Genomic DNA, 19095 nt, shown 5'->3' on the forward strand with positions numbered 1-19095 from the left:
AAAAGGCACTTCCAGTAAAAGGAAGTGCCTTTTTATAGCCATTTTACCAACTCATAAAATGATTTTTGGTCTCTAGCGTCCAGTGCTTTGTCGATCAATCTGGAAAGATTAAGCTTCTCCAACTGTTCAATAATGGTATCGCTCTCTTTCATTCTATTCGTTTTCGGGGATTTATTAAAGTATGGATCTGCTAAAGAATTTAATTGATATACAAACTCAGGAATAGCTACAAGATCAGTCATTTTACGAAAGATTACATCTTTACCTCGTTGGAAAGCAAAAGTATCGTGAATGTTCTCTATTTTTTTTGTTTTACGGTGGATGCGAATTTCTTTTGATTCAATTGGTACAAACTGATAAACCTTATTATCGATAATTACAGAAAAATATTGGTATGCAAGCACGATGCGTACATGGTTTGTTTCTGCTTTAATATAATAAGGCTTAAGCATCTTCACAATCATTTTCGTCCACCTCCATTAAAACCATAATGTACAGAAAATATCTTATCTAAATTTTCTGTTAATTTATTTTACTATAAATTTTACTTTTTAACAAGACTATTTCAATCTCATATTCTAAAAAAGGGCAGCTTAAGTATCCCTTCAAGCTGCCCACATCCTTTATTATTGAATCATATTTATGATGAAATCATTTATTTCTTGTACCTCTGCTTTGGTAAAAGTATATTTCTGTTCCTCCTTCTCCATCGCTTCACCAGCTATTTTTAGTTCCTCTATTCCTTTCTTCATATAGGATTTATATCTGTTATTTAGTTTTTGTATACGAGCAGCATGTGTTTCATCTGTCCCTGGAGTGATTAATTTCTCATACATATCAATTATTTTATCGCCTTCTCTATTTGGAAAGAATTCATGAGGATCTGTACTGTCAAATATACAAAAATCCATTTCAGGTACAAACACCATATCTACACTATTGGGATCAAAACTACAGTAATAAAGCTCTACATCGTAACCATGTTCCTCACACGCACTAGCAACTTTCTTCATTAACGTAGACTTTCCAGTACCTGCTCTCCCCTTTATAAAGTAAGCATTGGAGACCTGTTCAAGTAAGTGAGGTACTACATTTACAACTCCATCCTTTGTATTCGTGCCAAAAAGTCTGGTACGTCTACCGGCTTTCCGCTTTATCTTTGGGAACTCTTTTAGCTTCATGTTAATAAAATCATTTGTAAGCTGATTTGCCTTCTCAAAATCCATCTCATTAATGTATACCTCTTCAAGATCATCATGTACGGAAAGTCCTGTTTGAAATGATTGATGTGCTTCTTGAAGCTGATGAATATGTGCTTTGGAAGCTGTCGTGCTTGGTTCACCTTTAATAAATAAATTTAAGTCCAATTCGAATGCACCAGTAACCCCTGAAGCAATATGGTCACTCACTATGGCAAACGACTTATCTCTCACAATTACTCCATCCAAAAATTCCTTACCAAAGGCACTGAGAAAAATCTCGCAGTTATGCTTATGCTGTTGTTTTATAAACTCGTTTATGACCATTGTTTTCAACGTAAGTGACGGGTGTCTTAGAATAACAATTTGATTTATATCTTCCGTATTTGACTTAAGATGATTAACGAGCCCTTTGGCTGTATTTCCCGAAACATAATAGTATTTTTTATTCAATTAAACACACCCTTTATATGTTTCTTCTATATTATGTATATTCTGCAATACTGGTGAATTATGCTAATTGAATTTGGATTCCATGGATGTGACTATAGCAAATGAATGTAGTTAACGAAAATCCGAACTGGATCAACTAACATTGAATCCTAGTTCGGATTTTTTCTTATGGTGATCCTATTTAGAACAAGCTTATTTTTCTTTGTTTCAGCCTTATGTTATCCAGCTATTTCCTTCCTTTCTTCCTCTGTAAAGACACGTGATCGTGTTAAGAAACGTTTCCCCTCAGGCCCTTCAAGAGAGAACATTCCTCCACGGCCCTTAACAGCATCAATAATCAATTGAGTGTGCTTCCAGTAATTATACTGATCTTTTGAGATATAAAAAGGTGTATCTGCAATTTCACCTAATAACAAATCAGATTCACCTACACGGAATTCTCCTCGTTGATAACACATTGGTGAGCTGCCATCACAACAGCCACCAGATTGGTGAAACATTAAATCACCGTGAATCTCTTTTAAACTATTAATCAATTCGATCGCTTCTTCCGTTGCGATTACCCTTTCTACCATAGCCACTCACCTCCTAATACTAACTGTCATCAGTCCTTATACGTGCAGGTAAAAAAGTTTATTTGCTAACAGAGAGACATTGGTTAAATAGGTTGTTGGTGCAGAAAAAGAGCTAATATAAAAATTAGCTCTTTTCCTTTTTAACCAAGTCTCAAACAAAAATTTCTTTTAAAATAGACCTGCTGCCCCTTCACTGTAGCTGATCAGAAGATTTTTTGTTTGCTGATAATGGTCAAGCATCATGCGGTGATTCTCTCTGCCAATACCAGATTTTTTATAACCGCCAAATGCGGCATGTGCTGGATACTGGTGATAACAATTTGTCCATACGCGCCCTGCTTCGATTCCCCGCCCAAAGCGGTATGCTGTATTTATATTTCTTGTCCAAACACCCGCACCCAATCCATACAATGTGTCATTGGCAATTTCCATTGCCTCTTCCTTGCTTTTAAATGTAGTTACGGAAAGAACAGGTCCAAAGATTTCTTCTTGGAAAATACGCATGTTATTTTCCCCTTTAAAAATGGTTGGTTCCACGTAATATCCGCTTTCCAGTTCTCCTTCCAGTTTATTCACATTACCCCCAACTAAGACCTCTGCGTTTTCTTCCTTACCAATATCCAGATATGATTTAATCTTCTCCATTTGTTCTTCGGATGCTTGTGCTCCCATCATGGTATCTGTATCCAATGGATGACCGATTTTAATTTGCTTTACCCTTTCAACCGCTCGTTCCATAAATTTATCATAGATGGACTCATGAACTAACGCTCTTGATGGACATGTACACACTTCACCTTGGTTGAGAGCGAACATAACCATCCCCTCGATTGCCTTGTCCAGAAATCCATCATCATGGTCCATTACATCTTCAAAGAATATATTTGGTGATTTACCACCAAGTTCCAATGTAACAGGAATAATGTTTTCAGAAGCATATTGCATAATTAAGCGTCCGGTAGTTGTTTCGCCAGTAAATGCTATTTTAGAGATTCGACTATTGGAAGCAAGAGGCTTACCAGCTTCTACGCCAAAGCCATTAACAATATTAACTACTCCCGGAGGTAGCAAATCCTGAATAATTTCCATGAGTACATGGATGGATGCTGGTGTCTGTTCAGCCGGTTTTAAAACAACACAGTTTCCTGCAGCCAAGGCAGGTGCCAGTTTCCATGTGGCCATTAGCAATGGGAAGTTCCACGGAATAATTTGCCCCACAACGCCAAGAGGCTCATGGAAATGATAAGCAACCGTATCTTGGTCAATTTGACTGATACCGCCCTCTTGTGCCCGAATTGCTCCGGCAAAATAACGATAATGATCAACGGCTAAAGGGATATCTGCTGCAAGTGTTTCTCTTACGGCTTTGCCATTGTCCCACGTTTCTGCAACTGCCAGTTTTTCCAGGTTTTCTTCCATACGATCTGCTATTTTATTTAAGATGTTAGCACGCTCTGCCACGGAAGTGTTTGCCCAAGCATCTTTTGCTTCGTATGCAGCATCAATGGCTGCTTCTACGTCAGCTTTCGTTGATCTAGCAACCTCGCAAAATACCTCTCCTGTTACAGGACTAACGTTCTCAAAGTACTTCCCGTTAGTTGGCTCACGGTACTCTCCACCAATGAAGTTATCATACCTTTCTTTGAAATTTACTAGAGATCCTTCTGTATTCGGATTTGCATACCTCATAGAATTCCTCCTCTATTGTAATCGTTTACATAATGATGAAGAACTAAAGCTGTTTGTCTATTAATTAGTATACTTATTTATTCTGAATTATTCCAATTATCTGCTTGGTAGTTTCAATTGTATTAGATTCTTTTTGCAAAATGAAAAACCCTGGCAGAAGATCTCCAGGGTTTTCCTTGAAACGAAGCTATAGAAAGACGATGGAAGGAAATCCACCGCCAACACTTGAAATATATAGTAATTAATAATATCAACTAATATAGCTCCGTCTTATTGCAGAGATACTAAACTTTGCTTACTTAACTTCTGGAAGAACGCGTACTTCCTGCTCCATTGTCGAGTGACAAAGTGGGCATTCAGGCTCCTCACTGAAACTGTAAGATTCTCTCATCCAACCTTGGCATTCCTCACTAGTACATGACCAGACGTTAGTCTCCACCTCTGGTACTGGCTCTTTTGGTCCACGAGAAAATGACATCGTAGCATCTCCTTTCCTATACCCCTCTATTATACGCCTTTATTACCAACAAAGGAAGGGCTATAAAATACTTCCTTATTGAACCCAACCTTAACATACTATGTACATGTTTTTAGAAATATTCATCCATAGATTAAGTATTGACATAAAAATAAAGAAATATACTCAGATGTATAGGGCAAAGGGTTAAAGAACAAAGCGCTCGATTGCTTTGGCTACACCGTCATTGTTGTTTGTATCTGTTACAAAATCAGCAGCCTTCTTAATTGCCTCCTGGGCATTCCCCATCGCTACTCCAATTCCTGCTGCTTGAATCATTTTCATATCATTTAGGCTATCCCCCACTGCCATAACCTCTTCCATCGTGAAATCAAGCTTCTTACATACCGTTTCAAGGGCACTTGCTTTACTAACTCCTTTAGGATTTGCTTCTAGATTCGTTGGCAATGAGTTGGTTAATTCAAGACCTTCGATATATGAAAGCTCCTTAACCATTTTATCAAGCTTTTCTTTGTCATAGGAATCACAACCAAATTTCAGCCATTTATAATCCTGGAAGCGTCCTGGCGGTGTTTCACGGAATACACCCTCTGTTGAAACGATCCACATCGACAAACCTATTTCCTTACCAAGTGTCCACATTTTTTCCATTTTATCTGCATCCAATAAATGCTGCTCGATTATCTCTTTCTGAACTGTATAAATTTCTCCTCCGTTGGAAGTTACCAGATAGGAAGGTAATTTTAAGGTAACAGCATAGGGATAACAGGATTGCAGCCACCGGCCCGTGCTTAATACGACGTGAACCCCTTTATCAAGAGCTTTCTCAATTACTTTTTTAGTATAATCAGTTACTTCATGCTCATTTGTTAATAACGTACCATCCATATCTAATGCGACTAACTTAATCTCTTTCTTCATTTTTTCCATAACAAATTCCTCCTTTATTGCGTTTGTTGTTGTTCTTGATTAACCTTATAATCATAAAACCGAGTAGTAATAAACGGAATGAACAATAGAAATAGTAAAGCAAAAAATAGTAATTCAATGTTAAACGTATCTACAATAAAACCACCAAATACAGGACCAATCATTCTTCCAGCTGCTCCAACACTGTTTACCACACCTTGATAAAATCCTGCTCTCCCTTTTGGGGCAAGCGTATTTGCCAAGGATGGTACTGCTGGCCAAAAAAGCATTTCGCCAACAGTTAAAATAACCATTGCAACAGCAAACATAGTAAAATCTTTAGCAAACATTGCTATAACAAACGAAGCTATAAAAATAACCGTTCCAATATAGATATGCTTCTTCTCGGATGTAACTTTGTTCGATACCCATTTAACCAGCGGTTGGCCTAGTACAATTAGAAAACCATTTATCGCCCAAAGTGCACTGTATTGCTCCAATGGAATTCCTATATCCTGGGTGTGTGAAGCAATGGTGGATTGCCATTGACTATAGGAAATCCATGCAATCAAAAACCCTCCACAAAGTATAAACAATCCAGCAAATGCTGATTTATCTCTTATTTTCCCACTCTGTTCGAGCACAGAAGTGTGCATCTGTCTATCACGTTCATTATCCAAAGGTTTAAAAGTGAAAAGGACGATGAGAAAGAACACAATGAACAAAGATGCATTAGCGATAAATATATAATCAAACGATATACTGGCAACATATCCTCCAATGGTAGCACCTAAGGCAACCCCAAGGTTTTGAGCAACATAAATTGCATTGAAAGAACGGCGTCCGCCCTCAGGCCAGAGTGACCCTGCCATGGCAAACATGACCGGCCAGGTAATTCCATTTCCAAAACCAATAATCACAAGTAAAATCGCATAGGCAGTGATTACATTATGTGTAAATACTAAAACAATTGTTGCTGCCATTGCCAAGCCTGTCCCATATAGAATGGTCTTATAGGCGCTAAATCGATCAAAAAGAGCTCCTCCAATCAAATTGCCTACAATAGCTGCCCCTTGGTTAAACATTAAAATCAGCCCTGCAAGCGCAAGGCTTTTTCCAAGTTCATTATGCATATAGATTGTATTTAATGGCCATAAAAAAGACCCGCCAGTGACATTAATTGTTGTTGCTATTACTAATAGCCAAATATACTTTGGCATCCTCATCATCTCGCATTCTCCTGTTAGTATCTAAGATATTCTAATATATTTCGAGTGACTAAGCAATGGATTAATGAGAGAAATATTTTATATGATTAGAAACAATTTTATCTATAGAAAAATAACCGAAAGCATTCTGCTCCCCCCTTCTTCTACTTCCACTGGTCTCGAATGCTAGCGGGAAGGCATATGCTTACGAATCATGCCGAGGCTGACTAATTCTCTTTCAAGTATTATCGCACGCTTCTGAGCCTCTTCCACAGATATAGGATAAAAACTCACCTCACTTTTGGGAGGCAACTGAGCAACCTTAGGCAAGTCTGTGGAGATAACCGTACCAATCCTCGGATATCCCCCTGTTGGCTGACGATCAGCCATAAGAATGATAGGTTGCCCATTTGGCGGGATTTGAATACCTCCAAATGGAACCGCATCAGACCAAATATCCTGGTTTATTGTCTCCACTTTTTTTGAATTAAATAAACGATATCCCATACGGTTCGAATTTGGTTCCACCCGAAAAGTCTTATTAAAGAAACCTTTTCTCTCTTTGCTTGTAAAACTGGACATGTGTGGTCCTTCAATAACTGCCACTTCAATAGAAGTAGCATACGCGGGAATAAGATGCCTTGATAGACCAATTCCCTCTCTTTCGCTTTTTGGAAAGCCTTTAAGCATACCGTATTCATCCAAGGTTCGGCCAATTCCACTCCGTATATCTGTAGACTTACTTTGAAATCGACTTGATACATCAAACCCTCCTGCGACAGATATATATGCGCGTACACCTGAGTGGTATTTGCCAAATGATAACACATCATCTTTCTCTAAACGAAAAGTGGACCACATGGGGCGTGATTGACCATTTACTTCAGGTTCTAAGTTGGCACCCGTGATTGCTATCGTTATCGCAGACGTTGCTTTAAGCTTAGGACCAATTAAAGTGACTTCCAGAGACACCGTATTTCTCGTATTACCTACCAGTATATTCCCAATTTGATATGCATATAGATCCATGGCTCCAGCTACCGGGAGGCCATATTTCTGAAAGCCGATTCTCCCCATGTCTTGAAAAGTTGTATAAATGCCTGGTTTAATTACTTGAAAAATCGGACTGCTATCCATTGTATATCTCCTTTTTCTACTACATCATTATTAAATTTTCATTCATTTTAGTAGCTTAACCCCTTGATATGGGTGCCCTGTTCTTTAAGTACCTGTCTTAGTTTTTTTACGAAGTCTATCGCGTGTGGCCCATCTCCATGAACACATACCGTGTCTGCTTCAATAGGAATTATTTCCCCTGTCACAGCAAAAACTTCTCCCTTATCTATCATCCTTTTCACTTGATCTGCAGCTTTTTCATTGTCTACTATTAAAGCTCCATCATTACTTCTCGGTGTTAGCGTACCATCTGCTTGGTAGGTTCGATCAGCAAATACTTCTGATGCTACCTGTAAGCCAATATGACGACCTGCTTTCACTAATTCACTACCAGCCAGGCCATATAATATGAGCTGTGGATCTACATCATATATTGCCCTTGCAATAGCAACTGCTGCCCCACGATTATTTGCAGCCATATTATAAAGTGCTCCATGTGGTTTTACATGGTTAAGGCTCACTTGATGGACAGTACAAAATGCTTGTATGCTCCCTAGTTGAAATACAACCATTTGATAAATCTCTTTGTTCGTATATGAAATCAGCCTTCTGCCAAATCCCGCCAAATCGGGAAAACCAGGATGGGCACCAATACAAACATTATATGCTTTTGCTAATTCTACCGTTTTATTCATTACATGCGGGTCACCTGCATGGCCGCCACAAGCAATATTAGCTGAACTAATATATTTTATAATTTCCTCATCCCCACCAAATGAATATGCTCCAAACCCCTCTCCCATATCACAATTTAAATCAATATATTTATGCATGATATCCTTCCTCTATTTTTAATTTGTACGTTTCTTCTACAAGCTGTTCCTCTATGTAATAGAATTGCTCAGCAGATACTTCTTCAAAATTAACATAATCACCCGCACGAAATAGAAACTCACTGCCGGTTTTATGTATGTCAAAAAGAGTTATTGGTGTCTTGCCTATAATATTCCAGCCACCTGGTGATTCTAAAGGATAGATTCCAGTTTGTTCATGTGCTATCCCGATTGCACGTGCAGGTGTTTTTTCTCTTGGCTTATCTAAACGTGGAGTAGCAAGACGCTGATCCAACCCACCTAAATATGGAAAACCTGGTAAAAACCCCAGCATATAAACCAAATAGTCCGGCTTTTGATGAAGCTCAATAACTTCAGATACAGACAGACCACTTTGCCTAGCAACACGCTCTAAGTCCGGGCCCCACTCCCCTCCGTAAACAACTGGAATAGTTATTCTTCTAGAAATCACATTTTCTTTTAGGAGGGGTATATCTTTCATTTGATTTAACTGGTTACTGAGTTGCTTGTATGTACTAACATGTGGCTTATAATAAATTGTTATCGAATCAAAAGCAGGGACCAATTCAGTTATAGCCTCACTTCCCATGTTTTCAAGGTAATTACAAAACCTCCGTATTTTATGGATGAGTTTAGATGAAACATTCTCCTGAAAAGAGATTCTTATCCCTGTATCTCCAACCGGATCAATGGTGAAGTTCATATCATTTCAATCCCTTCATTTCTTTAACTAAATGATAGCATACTATGATGAAATACTTCGAGTATCCTAATTTAATAACTAGTAGCAATTTTCTTGCTGATCGGGTGGAAGACTATTATAATAATTGAACAATGATTCATAAGAGGAGGCATCATTATGATAACAGGGGCATGGAATTGGCTATGGGAGAAAAATGATCAAGCGAAGCAGTTGCTATTCTATCGTGCGTCTCCCACCGTACCAAAAGAAAAGGGGAAGAATACTAGCAAGGCTGTTGATACTGGAGCCGATAAAAACAGAAATGGAAACGGGAATGGAAATGGAAAACGTTCCTATAAACCAGCCCAAAGAATTGGTTTAATTGCGGGCCCTGTACTATTTCTTATCATTCTATTATTTTTCTCACCAGCAGATTTATCTAAAGAGGGTATTGCAATTCTTGCTAGCACAGCCTGGATTGCTGTTTGGTGGATGACTGAAGCAATACCTATACCAGCCACTTCTCTACTACCAATTATATTATTCCCGCTAACAGGTGGACTGGATATTGATTCAACTACCTCTTCCTATGGTAGTGATACAATCTTTCTTTTCATGGGTGGTTTTATGATTGCGCTTGCAATGGAGAAATGGAATTTGCACCGCCGGATTGCACTTACTATCATTTCAGTTATTGGTACAAATACGGAACGTATTATATTAGGGTTTATGGTATCCACCGGTTTCCTCTCCATGTGGATTTCAAATACAGCTACAGCTATGATGATGGTTCCCATTGGATTAGCAATTATTTATCAAATATCAGATGCCTTACAGGATGATCCCACCATTGATACCTCAAAAGAAAACTTTGGTTTCGGGAAGGCCATGATGCTAAGTATTGCTTATTCAGCATCACTTGGAGGGATTGCCACTTTGATTGGCACCCCACCAAACGCAGCTTTGGCAGGAGTAATTAAAGAAATGTATGGGATTGAGTTATCCTTTGCATCATGGATGTTATTCGGTGTTCCCATTGCTTGGGGGTTTATTTTCATTGTATGGTTTTACCTTGTAAAGATAGCTTATCCATTAAAAGTGAAACAATTGCCAGGTGGACAAACTGTTATAAAAGAGGAAAAGAAGAAACTTGGTTTACCATCTTTTGAGGAAAAGGCAGTATTCGTAGTATTTACTTTAACTGCTTTTGCATGGATTACGCGTTCATTTATTCTAACGGCAATTAACCCAAATATTAGTGATGCAATTATTGCTATGTCTGCAGCTATCATTCTATTTATTATTCCAGCAAAAAATAATAAAGGAGACTTTTTACTTGATTGGCAAACTGCAATTAAATTGCCTTGGGGTATTCTCTTGCTATTTGGGGGCGGACTTGCTATTGCATCAGGTTTTACAGCTTCTGGGTTATCTGATTGGATCGGTGGGCAATTAAACGCGCTACAAGGAATTAATATATTTATCGTTCTTCTTCTTGTTGCAGCACTTGTTATATTCCTAACGGAGATTACATCCAATACGGCTACTGCCAATATGATGTATCCAATCATGGCCGCACTTGCAGTCGCTCTAGGTATCCACCCTTATGCTGTAATGATCGTAGCTGCGATAGCTGCATCTTGTGCATTTATGCTTCCGGTAGCTACCCCTCCTAATGCTGTCGTATTTGGTTCAGGCTATTTGCGGATACCTGATATGGCAAAGGCAGGGTTTGCATTAAATATTTCAGGCATCCTTTTAGTTACTCTAGCAGTCTATTACTTGCTTCCACTGGTCTGGGGCATCGATCTCACTACCATTCCGGATTTTGTAAATAAATAACTTTTTAAAAAAGAGGTGCAACTTAGATTGCACCTCTTTTTTATTACTTTTTAGCAAAACGCTTGGAAACCATTCTTACTAAGAAAAGATACGTAATTGGCAAACACCCGACGAAGATAATTAGTCCTATCCAATCATTATTTTCCCACAATGGAGCAAGTGCTGTGCTTCCCAGACTCACACCAATATAATAGGCTACAAGATATAGGCTGGAAGCACTTCCTTTATGATGGAGAGCCTCATCAGTAACTGAGGTAGCTGTTAGAGAATGAGCTGTAAAAAAGCCTAGACAGCTGACACATAGACCGATGACAAGAACAACAAGAGAATTACTTAATGTTAAAAATATACCTAAAGAGAGAATAATAATACCTATCATGCGAACCTTTCTTAAGCCAAAGTAACCTGCCACCCAACCAGCAAGCGGTGCTCCTATAACACCTAGCCCATAAGCAAAAAACATATAAGAAATAGCATGTAAAGGTAAAGAGAATGGCTCTTCTTGCAGATGAAACGGCAAAAAAGACCAAACACCTGTAAAAGACAATTGCAAAACAATTCCCATCCCAAAAACTAATAAGAGTGAGGGGTTTTTTAAATGGTATAAGAATCCTGCTAGATCTTTTTGAAATGACAGATTACTTTCTTGGTAAAATCGCGAATCAGGCAACATAATTAAAACAATAAAAAGCACGAATAAGCCTATTACTGCAAGAAAATAAAAAGCAATTTCCCAAGAATAATGATCAGTAATATAACCAGTCATGACTCTGCCAGCCATACCTCCTAAAGCATTACTCGATATATAGAGAGCTGTCGCAACTCCTATACTCTTTTGGTCTATCTCTTCATTAAGATATGCCAATGAAGCTGCTGGTAAACCAGCTAATGCAAAACCTTGCAATAATCTTAATAGAAGCAAAGCTGAAAAGGAATCAAGCATAGGCACTAGCAAAAAAGGCACGACGGATCCTATGAGAGAAAACTTTATGAACATAGTTCGTCCCTTGCGATCGGAAAGAAACCCAAGGATAATTAAACCGGCAATCAATCCTATAATGGTTAGTGAAAGTGTCATACTGGATTGTGAAACAGATACATCAAAAACAGATACAAAAATAGGAAACAAAGGCTGCACTGCATACATGGAAGCAAATACAAAGAAAGAGGCTAAGGCTAGGCTAATAGTAATTTTCCAAAAATATGAATCGCTAACTGTATATTTTTTTTGTTGCATTTTACTATCCATTTTAATTCTGTTTTTCTCCATCTAATACATATATGTCCCGCCCAGCACTTAGCCCAAAACCCATTACCATTATGGCGATGATAATTAAAGTTAGTAAAGGTACTGCCCAAAGATGTGTCAGATCATATAAATAGCCAATAAATATAGGACCAGCTGCAGCCAATACATACCCAAGTGCCTGAGCCATTCCTGATAATTCTGCAGCCTGTTTAGCATTTCTTGCTCGCATTCCCAGAAATGCCAGTGCCAAAGCAAAGGTACCGCTCAATGCAATACCAATTATAATTGTACTGATAACCAACATTACGTAGGAATTTCCTAGCAATAATCCACCATATCCACTCACCGAGCATGCAGCCATTACTACTACTATCGGTCTTTGTGATTTAAATTTACCCGCTATTACCGGGACAAAAAAACTTGCAGGTAAGCCAATAAACTGCATCATGGAGAGCATCCACCCTGCATGAGCTATATCCATACCATAATCATGTAAGATTTCCGGCAACCAAGAAATCGTTACATAAAACAAAAAAGACTGTAAACCCATAAACGCTGCAACATGCCAAGCTAACGGTGATTTCCACATACGATTATTTGATGGACTAATATAATTTATCTCTTCAGTTTGTTCTTGATTATTTTTTTTGTTCAAATAAATCCATATAAAAATACCTGCAATGGCGGGCAGACTCCATATTAATAAAGCTAACTTCCATCCTAAACCCATACCAGAAGCGATTGGAATACTCAATCCGGAAGCTGCAGCAGCAAAGATTCCCATTGCGGTTGAATATAAACTCGTCATCAAAGCTACTTTGGTTGGAAATTTATCTTTTATAACCCCTGGCAAGAGTACGTTACATATTGCAATCCCTAATCCTACAAATAGCGTACCAGCAAACAATAGAAAAATTAATGAGATCGATCGTGTACAAACTCCTATAGCCAAAAGAATTAGGCCAACTAACATAATTCGTTCATTTGAATAGCGATTTGCTAGTTTCGGGACGATAGGTGACATCACAGCAAACGCAATTAACGGGAGACTAGTCAACAATCCTACACTCCAGTTTGATAAACCAATATCATCCCGAATAATACCAATTAAAGGACCAATAGATGTAATAGCAGGCCGTAAATTAAATGCGACAACAATAATTCCGATAAATAATAACACTCGATATGTTTGGTCATATTGCTTTGTTTTCTGATGTAAATCCATTGTTGTAACTCCCTTCCCAAATCCTATTAATTAATATAGCATAAGTATCTAGTATAAGAGAAAGAATTCCTTCAAATATGGACTTATCTATAAAGATTCTGGAATAAGATAAAGAAAATTTTCTTACTGAATTATTTACATAGGGGTGTTAATAGCATGAGCAATAATACATTTGAATAATATTTAATAAGTTACTGGAACAGAAGTAAAGGAAGTTAGTTATTGTGGGGATGAGTTCGGGAAAAGAAAGTGGCTGTAAGGGGCATATACTTAACAATGCCCCCTCCGTTTAGCCAAGAAGTTACAAAATATTTCCTAGGAAATATTTCATGTTTAAATATGTTTTTCTCCAGATGTACATCATACCATAAATGCTAATGCTTCCATTTGCTTAACTTTACTTATAAACATTTGCTCAAAATAAAAGCATGGTTCTTTATGTAAGTCATTTACACATGAATGCGGATAGAGCAAGCTAGTTACAAAGAGCATTTTAGAACTGTTGTGGTAATCTTTTTGTATAATAGGTCTATTTCCTATAAAGCGGACATTCTTATTCGCAGGAATGATTTTCAACATGGCTACATCTCTCCTTGGCATCTATAATCTAATCTATTGATGTATACCTTCTCTGTTTCATTTATATAAAAAATAAATTAGACGGTCTTCTCCTCTCTTAGTTATTTATACCTATTTTTAAGTGGATATGAATCTATTATCCCATAAGGGTCAAGAGAAGCATTATTCGATAAATATGTCGAAAGCAGCCTTGCTATTTCTTTATTTAGCCAATTACTTGTCAGATTTCTTCTGTTTATGTCGAATAAAGACATATAAAATTCTTCATTTACCATTTAAAGTAAATATTTATTGAACATATGTAAATGTTACAATTTTGTGAACATTTTTGTGCTTTTAGATGTATCACTGGGTAGCATGGTGTTTGTAACAGGGAGGGTTTGGGTTGAGGAAGTCTTTATTGTTAATATAAAGAAGTCAACATATATCTTAGCTCTACTTCAACTAAAGGGAAAATTAACTGACCTCAGTACACAGTTGGAGGAAACTTCGAAGTAACTATTCGTGTTTAGATTATGTAAAATAACTGTGTTGCAGAAAAGCTCACTGTAATAGTTGAAGAGGTAAGCCTCATTAATTTCCGCTGCAGGCGGACGCTTTCACACCTCCGGGTACAGGTGCGACATCTGTTCGTTATCTCACAGTGTCTTCTTATTGCTTATAAAGTAAAACTAAGCGGAGGAAAATACGAAGACTTCTGGGGGAGATGAGGCATAGGTGAGACCCCGGAATGCGATACATGAGGAGGCTCATCAGCCGCCCCCGAAAAGCGTAGTATTTTCCGTAGCGATGGTATAACCAGACTCAATATTTTAGGGATCTTCCAGCAACAAAGTTTTTTCAAAGTTAATTTATAGACCAATAGTTACTTCGTAGTTTATCCATTTTATGAATTACATTTTAGCCCAAAATAATATAGATACAAATATTTTAAATACTAAAATAAAAAAAGCACCTCCATAAGAGATGCTTTTTTCATTTATTCTGTTTCTTCCTTCATATCATTTTCATCTTGGTTACGGTTCACTTCATTATCTGTTTTCATTTCCGGTTCTTGCTCAACTACTGGTTCTTCATAATCTTCATCGTATTCTTTACCATAAATATATTCTGTTGGGTCAACTGGCTCCCAATCTTCATTTGGTGTATAGAAACGTAATAGGTCTCCATACAGGACTTCATCTGAAAGCTCGAGTTCATGTAGAACCTCATCTTTCATCTTTTCCATTTCCTCTGTCGGTTCCTCGATGACTTCTTTTGTTTTGCTATCATAAAACTTACCATCAACATAGCTATACTCATCAGTCATAAAGTTTCCATTCCGGAAAGGAACGTACTCTTTATGTCCTTCAGAAAATAAATCTGTACCAAATTGAATATAATCACGTGCGTCGATACCTAATAAGTGAAGCATTGTTGGCATAACATCAATTTGACCACTATATTCATGATTTATTCCTTGTCCTTCTACTCCTGGAACTTTAATCATAAATGGCACACGTTGCAATTCTGCATTTTTCAGAGGAGTAATTTCTTCTCCTGTAATTTCTTTCATAGCGCGATTATGATTATCAGAAATACCATAATGGTCTCCATAAATCATTATAATCGAGTCTTCATACAGACCTTTCTCTTTCAAATCATTAAAGAATTGTTCTAATGATTCATCCAGATATCTAGCAGTTTGGAAATAGCGGTCAACAGATCCGTCTCCAGTTTCTGCAGGATCAATAGTAGCATCTTCCTCATCAATTAAATAAGGGTGGTGGTGAGTCAATGTCATCATGTGTGCGTAAAATGGTTGTTCCATATCCTCAAGTATAGGCATGGACTCCTTGAAGAATGGTTTATCCTTCAATCCATAGTTAATGATGTTTTCTTCACTCATGTCATAGTAGCTTGCATCATAAAACTTATCTATACCTAAATGTTTGTATACTTCATCACGGTTCCAGAAAGACTTGTTATCTCCATGGAAAACAGCACTTGTATAATCCTGCTGTTGGTCTAGTATTGCTGGTAGTGATTGATACGTATTCGTTCCCTTTGTTACAAAGGCTGCTCCCTGTGGAAGTCCATATAAGGAAGTATCCATAATCAATTCAGCATCAGCTGTTTTACCTTGCTCTGTTTGATGGAAAAAGTTATCAAAATAAGTGAAGTTCTCACTTTCATCATGAACAAGTTTATTTAAAAATGGTGTAACCTCTTCACCATGTAATTCATAATCAATCAAAAACGATTGGAAGGATTCAAGGTGAATTTTAATAATATTTTTGCCTTTCCCTTTACCAAAGTACTCGGCATTAGGTTCAGCATATTTATATTTCGTATAGTTTTCTACTTCTGTTATATCGTCACTGTCTGCAAGTACTCTTCGTGTAGAAGTTTTTGCGCTTTGTATCGCATCATGGACCATAAAGTTATATGCCCCAAGATATTTCACAACATAGTTACGATCAAATGTCCGTTCCAACAACTGGGGACGATCTGCCTCAGCTAATCCAAGGTTTACTGTGAATGCTATTGCCCCTGCAGTTAATACTGCTAATGGCTTGCGAATTTTCATCCGAGTTGGCTGCCAATTCTTACGTGAGTAAACAAATAGAGCAATCAACAGAATGATGTCAAACAAGTAGAAGATGTCATGTCCAGCAGTTAGATCAGCAATACTTCCGCCAATACTGCCAAAGTTACTTGTTTGCATTAGGGTTGGAATTGTAATAAAGTCACTGTTGAATCGATAGAAAACAACGTTAGCATACAATATAAAACTTAAAACCGCCTCAAAAGCAATAATCCAAATACCAGCTCTTTTTCCTTTAGCGAATAAGGCAATTCCCAGCATAATTAATGCTGAGCTGAGCGGATTAATAAATAATAGAAATTCTTGCATTGCTCCACTTACACCTAAATTAAATTCAACTTTATATGTTATATACGTTTTAATCCATAATAAAATTACAGCTATCGCGAAGAATCCCATCTTCGAAGAGAATAATTTCTTCACTTTCATTCACCTCATATTTTTTTATACTTAGTTAATACGATACATAAGTATACACCCAATCATCTATGAAAGTCAAAGACTACTTGTAAAAGAATACAAGTTCAGTAGTATACTTTGGTCACTTAAATAAATTATTTATCTTCCCATCATATTATTCCCATTTTAATAAAGTTCGAAACTAAAACTTACTGTTAAATATAATACTAGTTTTATATTTAATTGTATAGGGTCTTTTAACCCAAAAAACGGAAGACCAGTATCAATGGCTTCCGTTTTCATTACATTTCTATAATTCAAAACGCGCTACAAGGCTATTCAGTTCTTCTGCCATGCTTGCTAATTGGGAAGAACTACCTGCGATTTCTTCCATAGATCCGCTAGCCTGTTGAGCAGAGGCTGCTGTTTGTTCTACACCTGCTGCAGCTTCTTCTGATACGGAAGCAATTTCTTCAATTGCTCCATTCATTTTCTGACTGCCTGATGTAATATCTTCTAAGTTTCCAGTAATTGTTCTCATGTTATCTATCATGGTATTTACTGAACTACTAATATTCTGGAACGTTTCTCCCGTTTTCTTCATCTGTGCTGTTCCTTGCTCTACTTCTGTATAACCGTTCTTTAATGACTCTGCAACATTTGTAGATTCTTGTTGAATATCGCTGACAATACCTGTAATGTCCGAAACGGAGTCAGTCACCTGTTCAGCAAGTTTACGGACCTCATCAGCTACTACAGCAAAGCCTCTTCCATGCTCTCCTGCACGCGCTGCCTCTATTGCTGCATTTAATGCCAGCAAATTGGTTTGGTCTGCAATGGCTTTAATTACCCCGACAAGCTTGGATATTTCCTGTGACTGGTTATCTAAATTATTCATTTTTCTGACTGCATCCTGTACCATATCGTCAATTCTTGCCATTTGACTTGCAGATGTTTTCATTAGTTCAGTTCCTTCATCTGTCATTTGCTGAACCTTATTGGATGAATTTGTTACATTCTCACCATTTTTATTAGCTTCTTCGACTTTTAATAAAAATGTATTCATATGTTCAGATAATTCACTTGCGCTATTAGCCTGTGTCTCCGATCCGGTTGCTAATTCTTCCATCGTTATTGCTACCTGTTCAGTTCCTGCTTTTACTTCACTGGCTGCTTGTGTTAATTCTTCACTTTGGGAAGAAACAGAATCGGAAACTATATTTATTTGAGCAAGAAGTTCTTTTGTATTGGCACTCATTTGATTTGTCGCCAGAATCAGGTCGCCAACCTCATCTCTTGTTTTTGCCTCCATGGCTGGGTCTGTCAAATTCCCTTCTGCAATACGGTTCATTCGTTCTTTCACAGCAACAATTGGTTTCTTTATGCTATTGGCTGTCAATAATGCGGCTAGCACTCCAAAAACAAGTGCGACAACGGTAATAATGGTTGTTCCAATTAAATTCAACTTACCATAATTAATAACATGGTTATTTGCGGCACGCGCATTACTCTCTCTTTTTTCAGATAGTGCAGTTAAATCCCCGGTTATTTCATCTTCCAGAGGTCTAACCATGCTCGCCATTAGGTCAAGCGCCCGCTGTTCATTGCCATCTTCATATGCAGCTATTACTTTGTCAGTGAGTGTTCCCCACTCCATTTTTTTATCTAAAATCTGTTGAGCCGCTTTTTTATCGTTACTCACCTCAAGCAGTTTATTTTCAAGTTCAATCGCTTCTTCAACGCCATCACTGAATTCATCTCTCAGGGAAGAATCTCCATACAATAAATATCCCCGAAGGAGAGAAGTTCGGTGTTGCATATTAATAATCATTTCCTTGTCCACGATAAGCGGTTCATATTCTCCGTTTACCATCTCATCGACTTTTCCGTTTGTATTGTTAATTGAATTTATATTTGCTGCCCCCAATAATAGCAATAAAATAAATACAATCGAAAAGCCAAAAAGAATTTTGCCTTTTATACTTTTAAAATTCAATAATTTCTTCAATTGGTTACCCCCTGTTGTTTTAGCTTCTATATGTATTACATAC

General features: G+C 37.5%; 16 protein-coding genes. 1 reads left to right on the top strand and 15 read right to left on the bottom strand.

What is annotated here, in order from left to right; translation table 11 throughout:
* Positions 1-32 precede the first annotated feature (32 nt).
* From X953_RS13530 to pxpB, 10 genes are all read right to left on the bottom strand, one after another.
* The gene (locus X953_RS13530) at positions 33-464 is read right to left on the bottom strand and encodes an IDEAL domain-containing protein (RefSeq protein WP_040956069.1); all 432 of its coding nucleotides are present in this window, start codon (positions 462-464) and stop codon (positions 33-35) included.
* 162 nt (positions 465-626) lie between these two features.
* Positions 627-1652, bottom strand: a complete 1026-nt coding sequence (locus tag X953_RS13535; RefSeq protein WP_040956070.1) for an AAA family ATPase — start codon at positions 1650-1652, stop codon at positions 627-629.
* 218 nt (positions 1653-1870) lie between these two features.
* Positions 1871-2227 (bottom strand): DUF779 domain-containing protein, encoded by a 357-nt coding sequence (locus tag X953_RS13540; protein WP_040956071.1) that lies wholly within the window; start codon positions 2225-2227, stop codon positions 1871-1873.
* Positions 2228-2395: 168 nt separating this feature from the next.
* Positions 2396-3916 (bottom strand): aldehyde dehydrogenase, encoded by a 1521-nt coding sequence (gene adh / locus X953_RS13545; protein WP_040956072.1) that lies wholly within the window; start codon positions 3914-3916, stop codon positions 2396-2398.
* A gap of 295 nt (positions 3917-4211) precedes the next feature.
* On the bottom strand, positions 4212-4394 hold the full coding sequence (locus tag X953_RS13550; protein WP_040956073.1) for a cold-shock protein: 183 nt from the start codon (positions 4392-4394) through the stop codon (positions 4212-4214).
* A 186-nt stretch (positions 4395-4580) separates the two neighbouring features.
* Positions 4581-5324 (bottom strand): Cof-type HAD-IIB family hydrolase, encoded by a 744-nt coding sequence (locus tag X953_RS13555; RefSeq protein ID WP_040956074.1) that lies wholly within the window; start codon positions 5322-5324, stop codon positions 4581-4583.
* 14 nt (positions 5325-5338) lie between these two features.
* On the bottom strand, positions 5339-6523 hold the full coding sequence (locus X953_RS13560; protein WP_040957113.1) for an MFS transporter: 1185 nt from the start codon (positions 6521-6523) through the stop codon (positions 5339-5341).
* Between the two features lie 174 nt (positions 6524-6697).
* A complete protein-coding gene (locus tag X953_RS13565; RefSeq protein WP_040956075.1) occupies positions 6698-7648 on the bottom strand; it encodes a biotin-dependent carboxyltransferase family protein in 951 nt (316 codons plus the stop codon).
* A gap of 47 nt (positions 7649-7695) precedes the next feature.
* Entirely contained in the window at positions 7696-8460 is a 765-nt protein-coding gene (locus tag X953_RS13570) for a LamB/YcsF family protein (RefSeq protein ID WP_040956076.1), read from the bottom strand.
* Complete coding sequence (gene pxpB, locus X953_RS13575; protein WP_040956077.1) at positions 8453-9184, bottom strand: 5-oxoprolinase subunit PxpB; 732 nt, start codon at positions 9182-9184, stop codon at positions 8453-8455. Before pxpB ends, X953_RS13570 begins: the two co-directional genes overlap by 8 nt.
* 156 nt (positions 9185-9340) lie before the next feature.
* Here pxpB and X953_RS13580 point away from each other — a divergent pair, with 156 nt between their 5' ends.
* Entirely contained in the window at positions 9341-11005 is a 1665-nt protein-coding gene (locus X953_RS13580; RefSeq protein WP_040956078.1) for a DASS family sodium-coupled anion symporter, read from the top strand.
* 43 nt (positions 11006-11048) lie between these two features.
* Here the strand turns inward: X953_RS13580 and X953_RS13585 are convergent, their stop codons facing one another.
* The 5 genes from X953_RS13585 to X953_RS13605 all read right to left on the bottom strand — a co-directional run bounded on the left by X953_RS13585 (position 11049) and on the right by X953_RS13605 (position 19052).
* Positions 11049-12254 carry an MFS transporter gene (locus X953_RS13585; RefSeq protein ID WP_232217688.1) on the bottom strand — a complete coding sequence of 402 codons (1206 nt, stop codon included), beginning with the start codon at positions 12252-12254 and terminating at the stop codon, positions 11049-11051.
* A 1-nt stretch (position 12255) separates the two neighbouring features.
* Entirely contained in the window at positions 12256-13479 is a 1224-nt protein-coding gene (locus X953_RS13590; RefSeq protein WP_040956079.1) for an MFS transporter, read from the bottom strand.
* 360 nt (positions 13480-13839) lie between these two features.
* Entirely contained in the window at positions 13840-14058 is a 219-nt protein-coding gene (locus X953_RS13595; protein ID WP_040956080.1) for a hypothetical protein, read from the bottom strand.
* 979 nt (positions 14059-15037) lie between these two features.
* On the bottom strand, positions 15038-17068 hold the full coding sequence (locus tag X953_RS13600; RefSeq protein ID WP_040956081.1) for an LTA synthase family protein: 2031 nt from the start codon (positions 17066-17068) through the stop codon (positions 15038-15040).
* Positions 17069-17354: 286 nt separating this feature from the next.
* Positions 17355-19052 (bottom strand): methyl-accepting chemotaxis protein, encoded by a 1698-nt coding sequence (locus X953_RS13605; protein ID WP_040956082.1) that lies wholly within the window; start codon positions 19050-19052, stop codon positions 17355-17357.
* Positions 19053-19095 lie beyond the last annotated feature (43 nt).

Source organism: Virgibacillus sp. SK37 (assembly GCF_000725285.1).
In the GTDB taxonomy this organism is placed as follows: domain Bacteria; phylum Bacillota; class Bacilli; order Bacillales; family Amphibacillaceae; genus Virgibacillus_Q.

Excerpts from the sequence above, each read along its gene's own strand:
- X953_RS13530 (WP_040956069.1), bottom strand. The coding sequence starts at position 464 with ATGATTGTGAAGATGCTTAAGCCTTATTATATTAAAGCAGAAACAAAC.
- adh (WP_040956072.1), bottom strand. The coding sequence starts at position 3,916 with ATGAGGTATGCAAATCCGAATACAGAAGGATCTCTAGTAAATTTCAAA.
- X953_RS13540 (WP_040956071.1), bottom strand. The coding sequence starts at position 2,227 with ATGGTAGAAAGGGTAATCGCAACGGAAGAAGCGATCGAATTGATTAAT.
- X953_RS13555 (WP_040956074.1), bottom strand. The coding sequence starts at position 5,324 with ATGGAAAAAATGAAGAAAGAGATTAAGTTAGTCGCATTAGATATGGAT.
- X953_RS13565 (WP_040956075.1), bottom strand. The coding sequence starts at position 7,648 with ATGGATAGCAGTCCGATTTTTCAAGTAATTAAACCAGGCATTTATACA.
- X953_RS13580 (WP_040956078.1), top strand. The coding sequence starts at position 9,341 with ATGATAACAGGGGCATGGAATTGGCTATGGGAGAAAAATGATCAAGCG.
- X953_RS13560 (WP_040957113.1), bottom strand. The coding sequence starts at position 6,523 with ATGCCAAAGTATATTTGGCTATTAGTAATAGCAACAACAATTAATGTC.
- X953_RS13550 (WP_040956073.1), bottom strand. The coding sequence starts at position 4,394 with ATGTCATTTTCTCGTGGACCAAAAGAGCCAGTACCAGAGGTGGAGACT.
- X953_RS13570 (WP_040956076.1), bottom strand. The coding sequence starts at position 8,460 with ATGCATAAATATATTGATTTAAATTGTGATATGGGAGAGGGGTTTGGA.
- X953_RS13585 (WP_232217688.1), bottom strand. The coding sequence starts at position 12,254 with ATGGATAGTAAAATGCAACAAAAAAAATATACAGTTAGCGATTCATAT.
- pxpB (WP_040956077.1), bottom strand. The coding sequence starts at position 9,184 with ATGAACTTCACCATTGATCCGGTTGGAGATACAGGGATAAGAATCTCT.
- X953_RS13590 (WP_040956079.1), bottom strand. The coding sequence starts at position 13,479 with ATGGATTTACATCAGAAAACAAAGCAATATGACCAAACATATCGAGTG.
- X953_RS13595 (WP_040956080.1), bottom strand. The coding sequence starts at position 14,058 with ATGTTGAAAATCATTCCTGCGAATAAGAATGTCCGCTTTATAGGAAAT.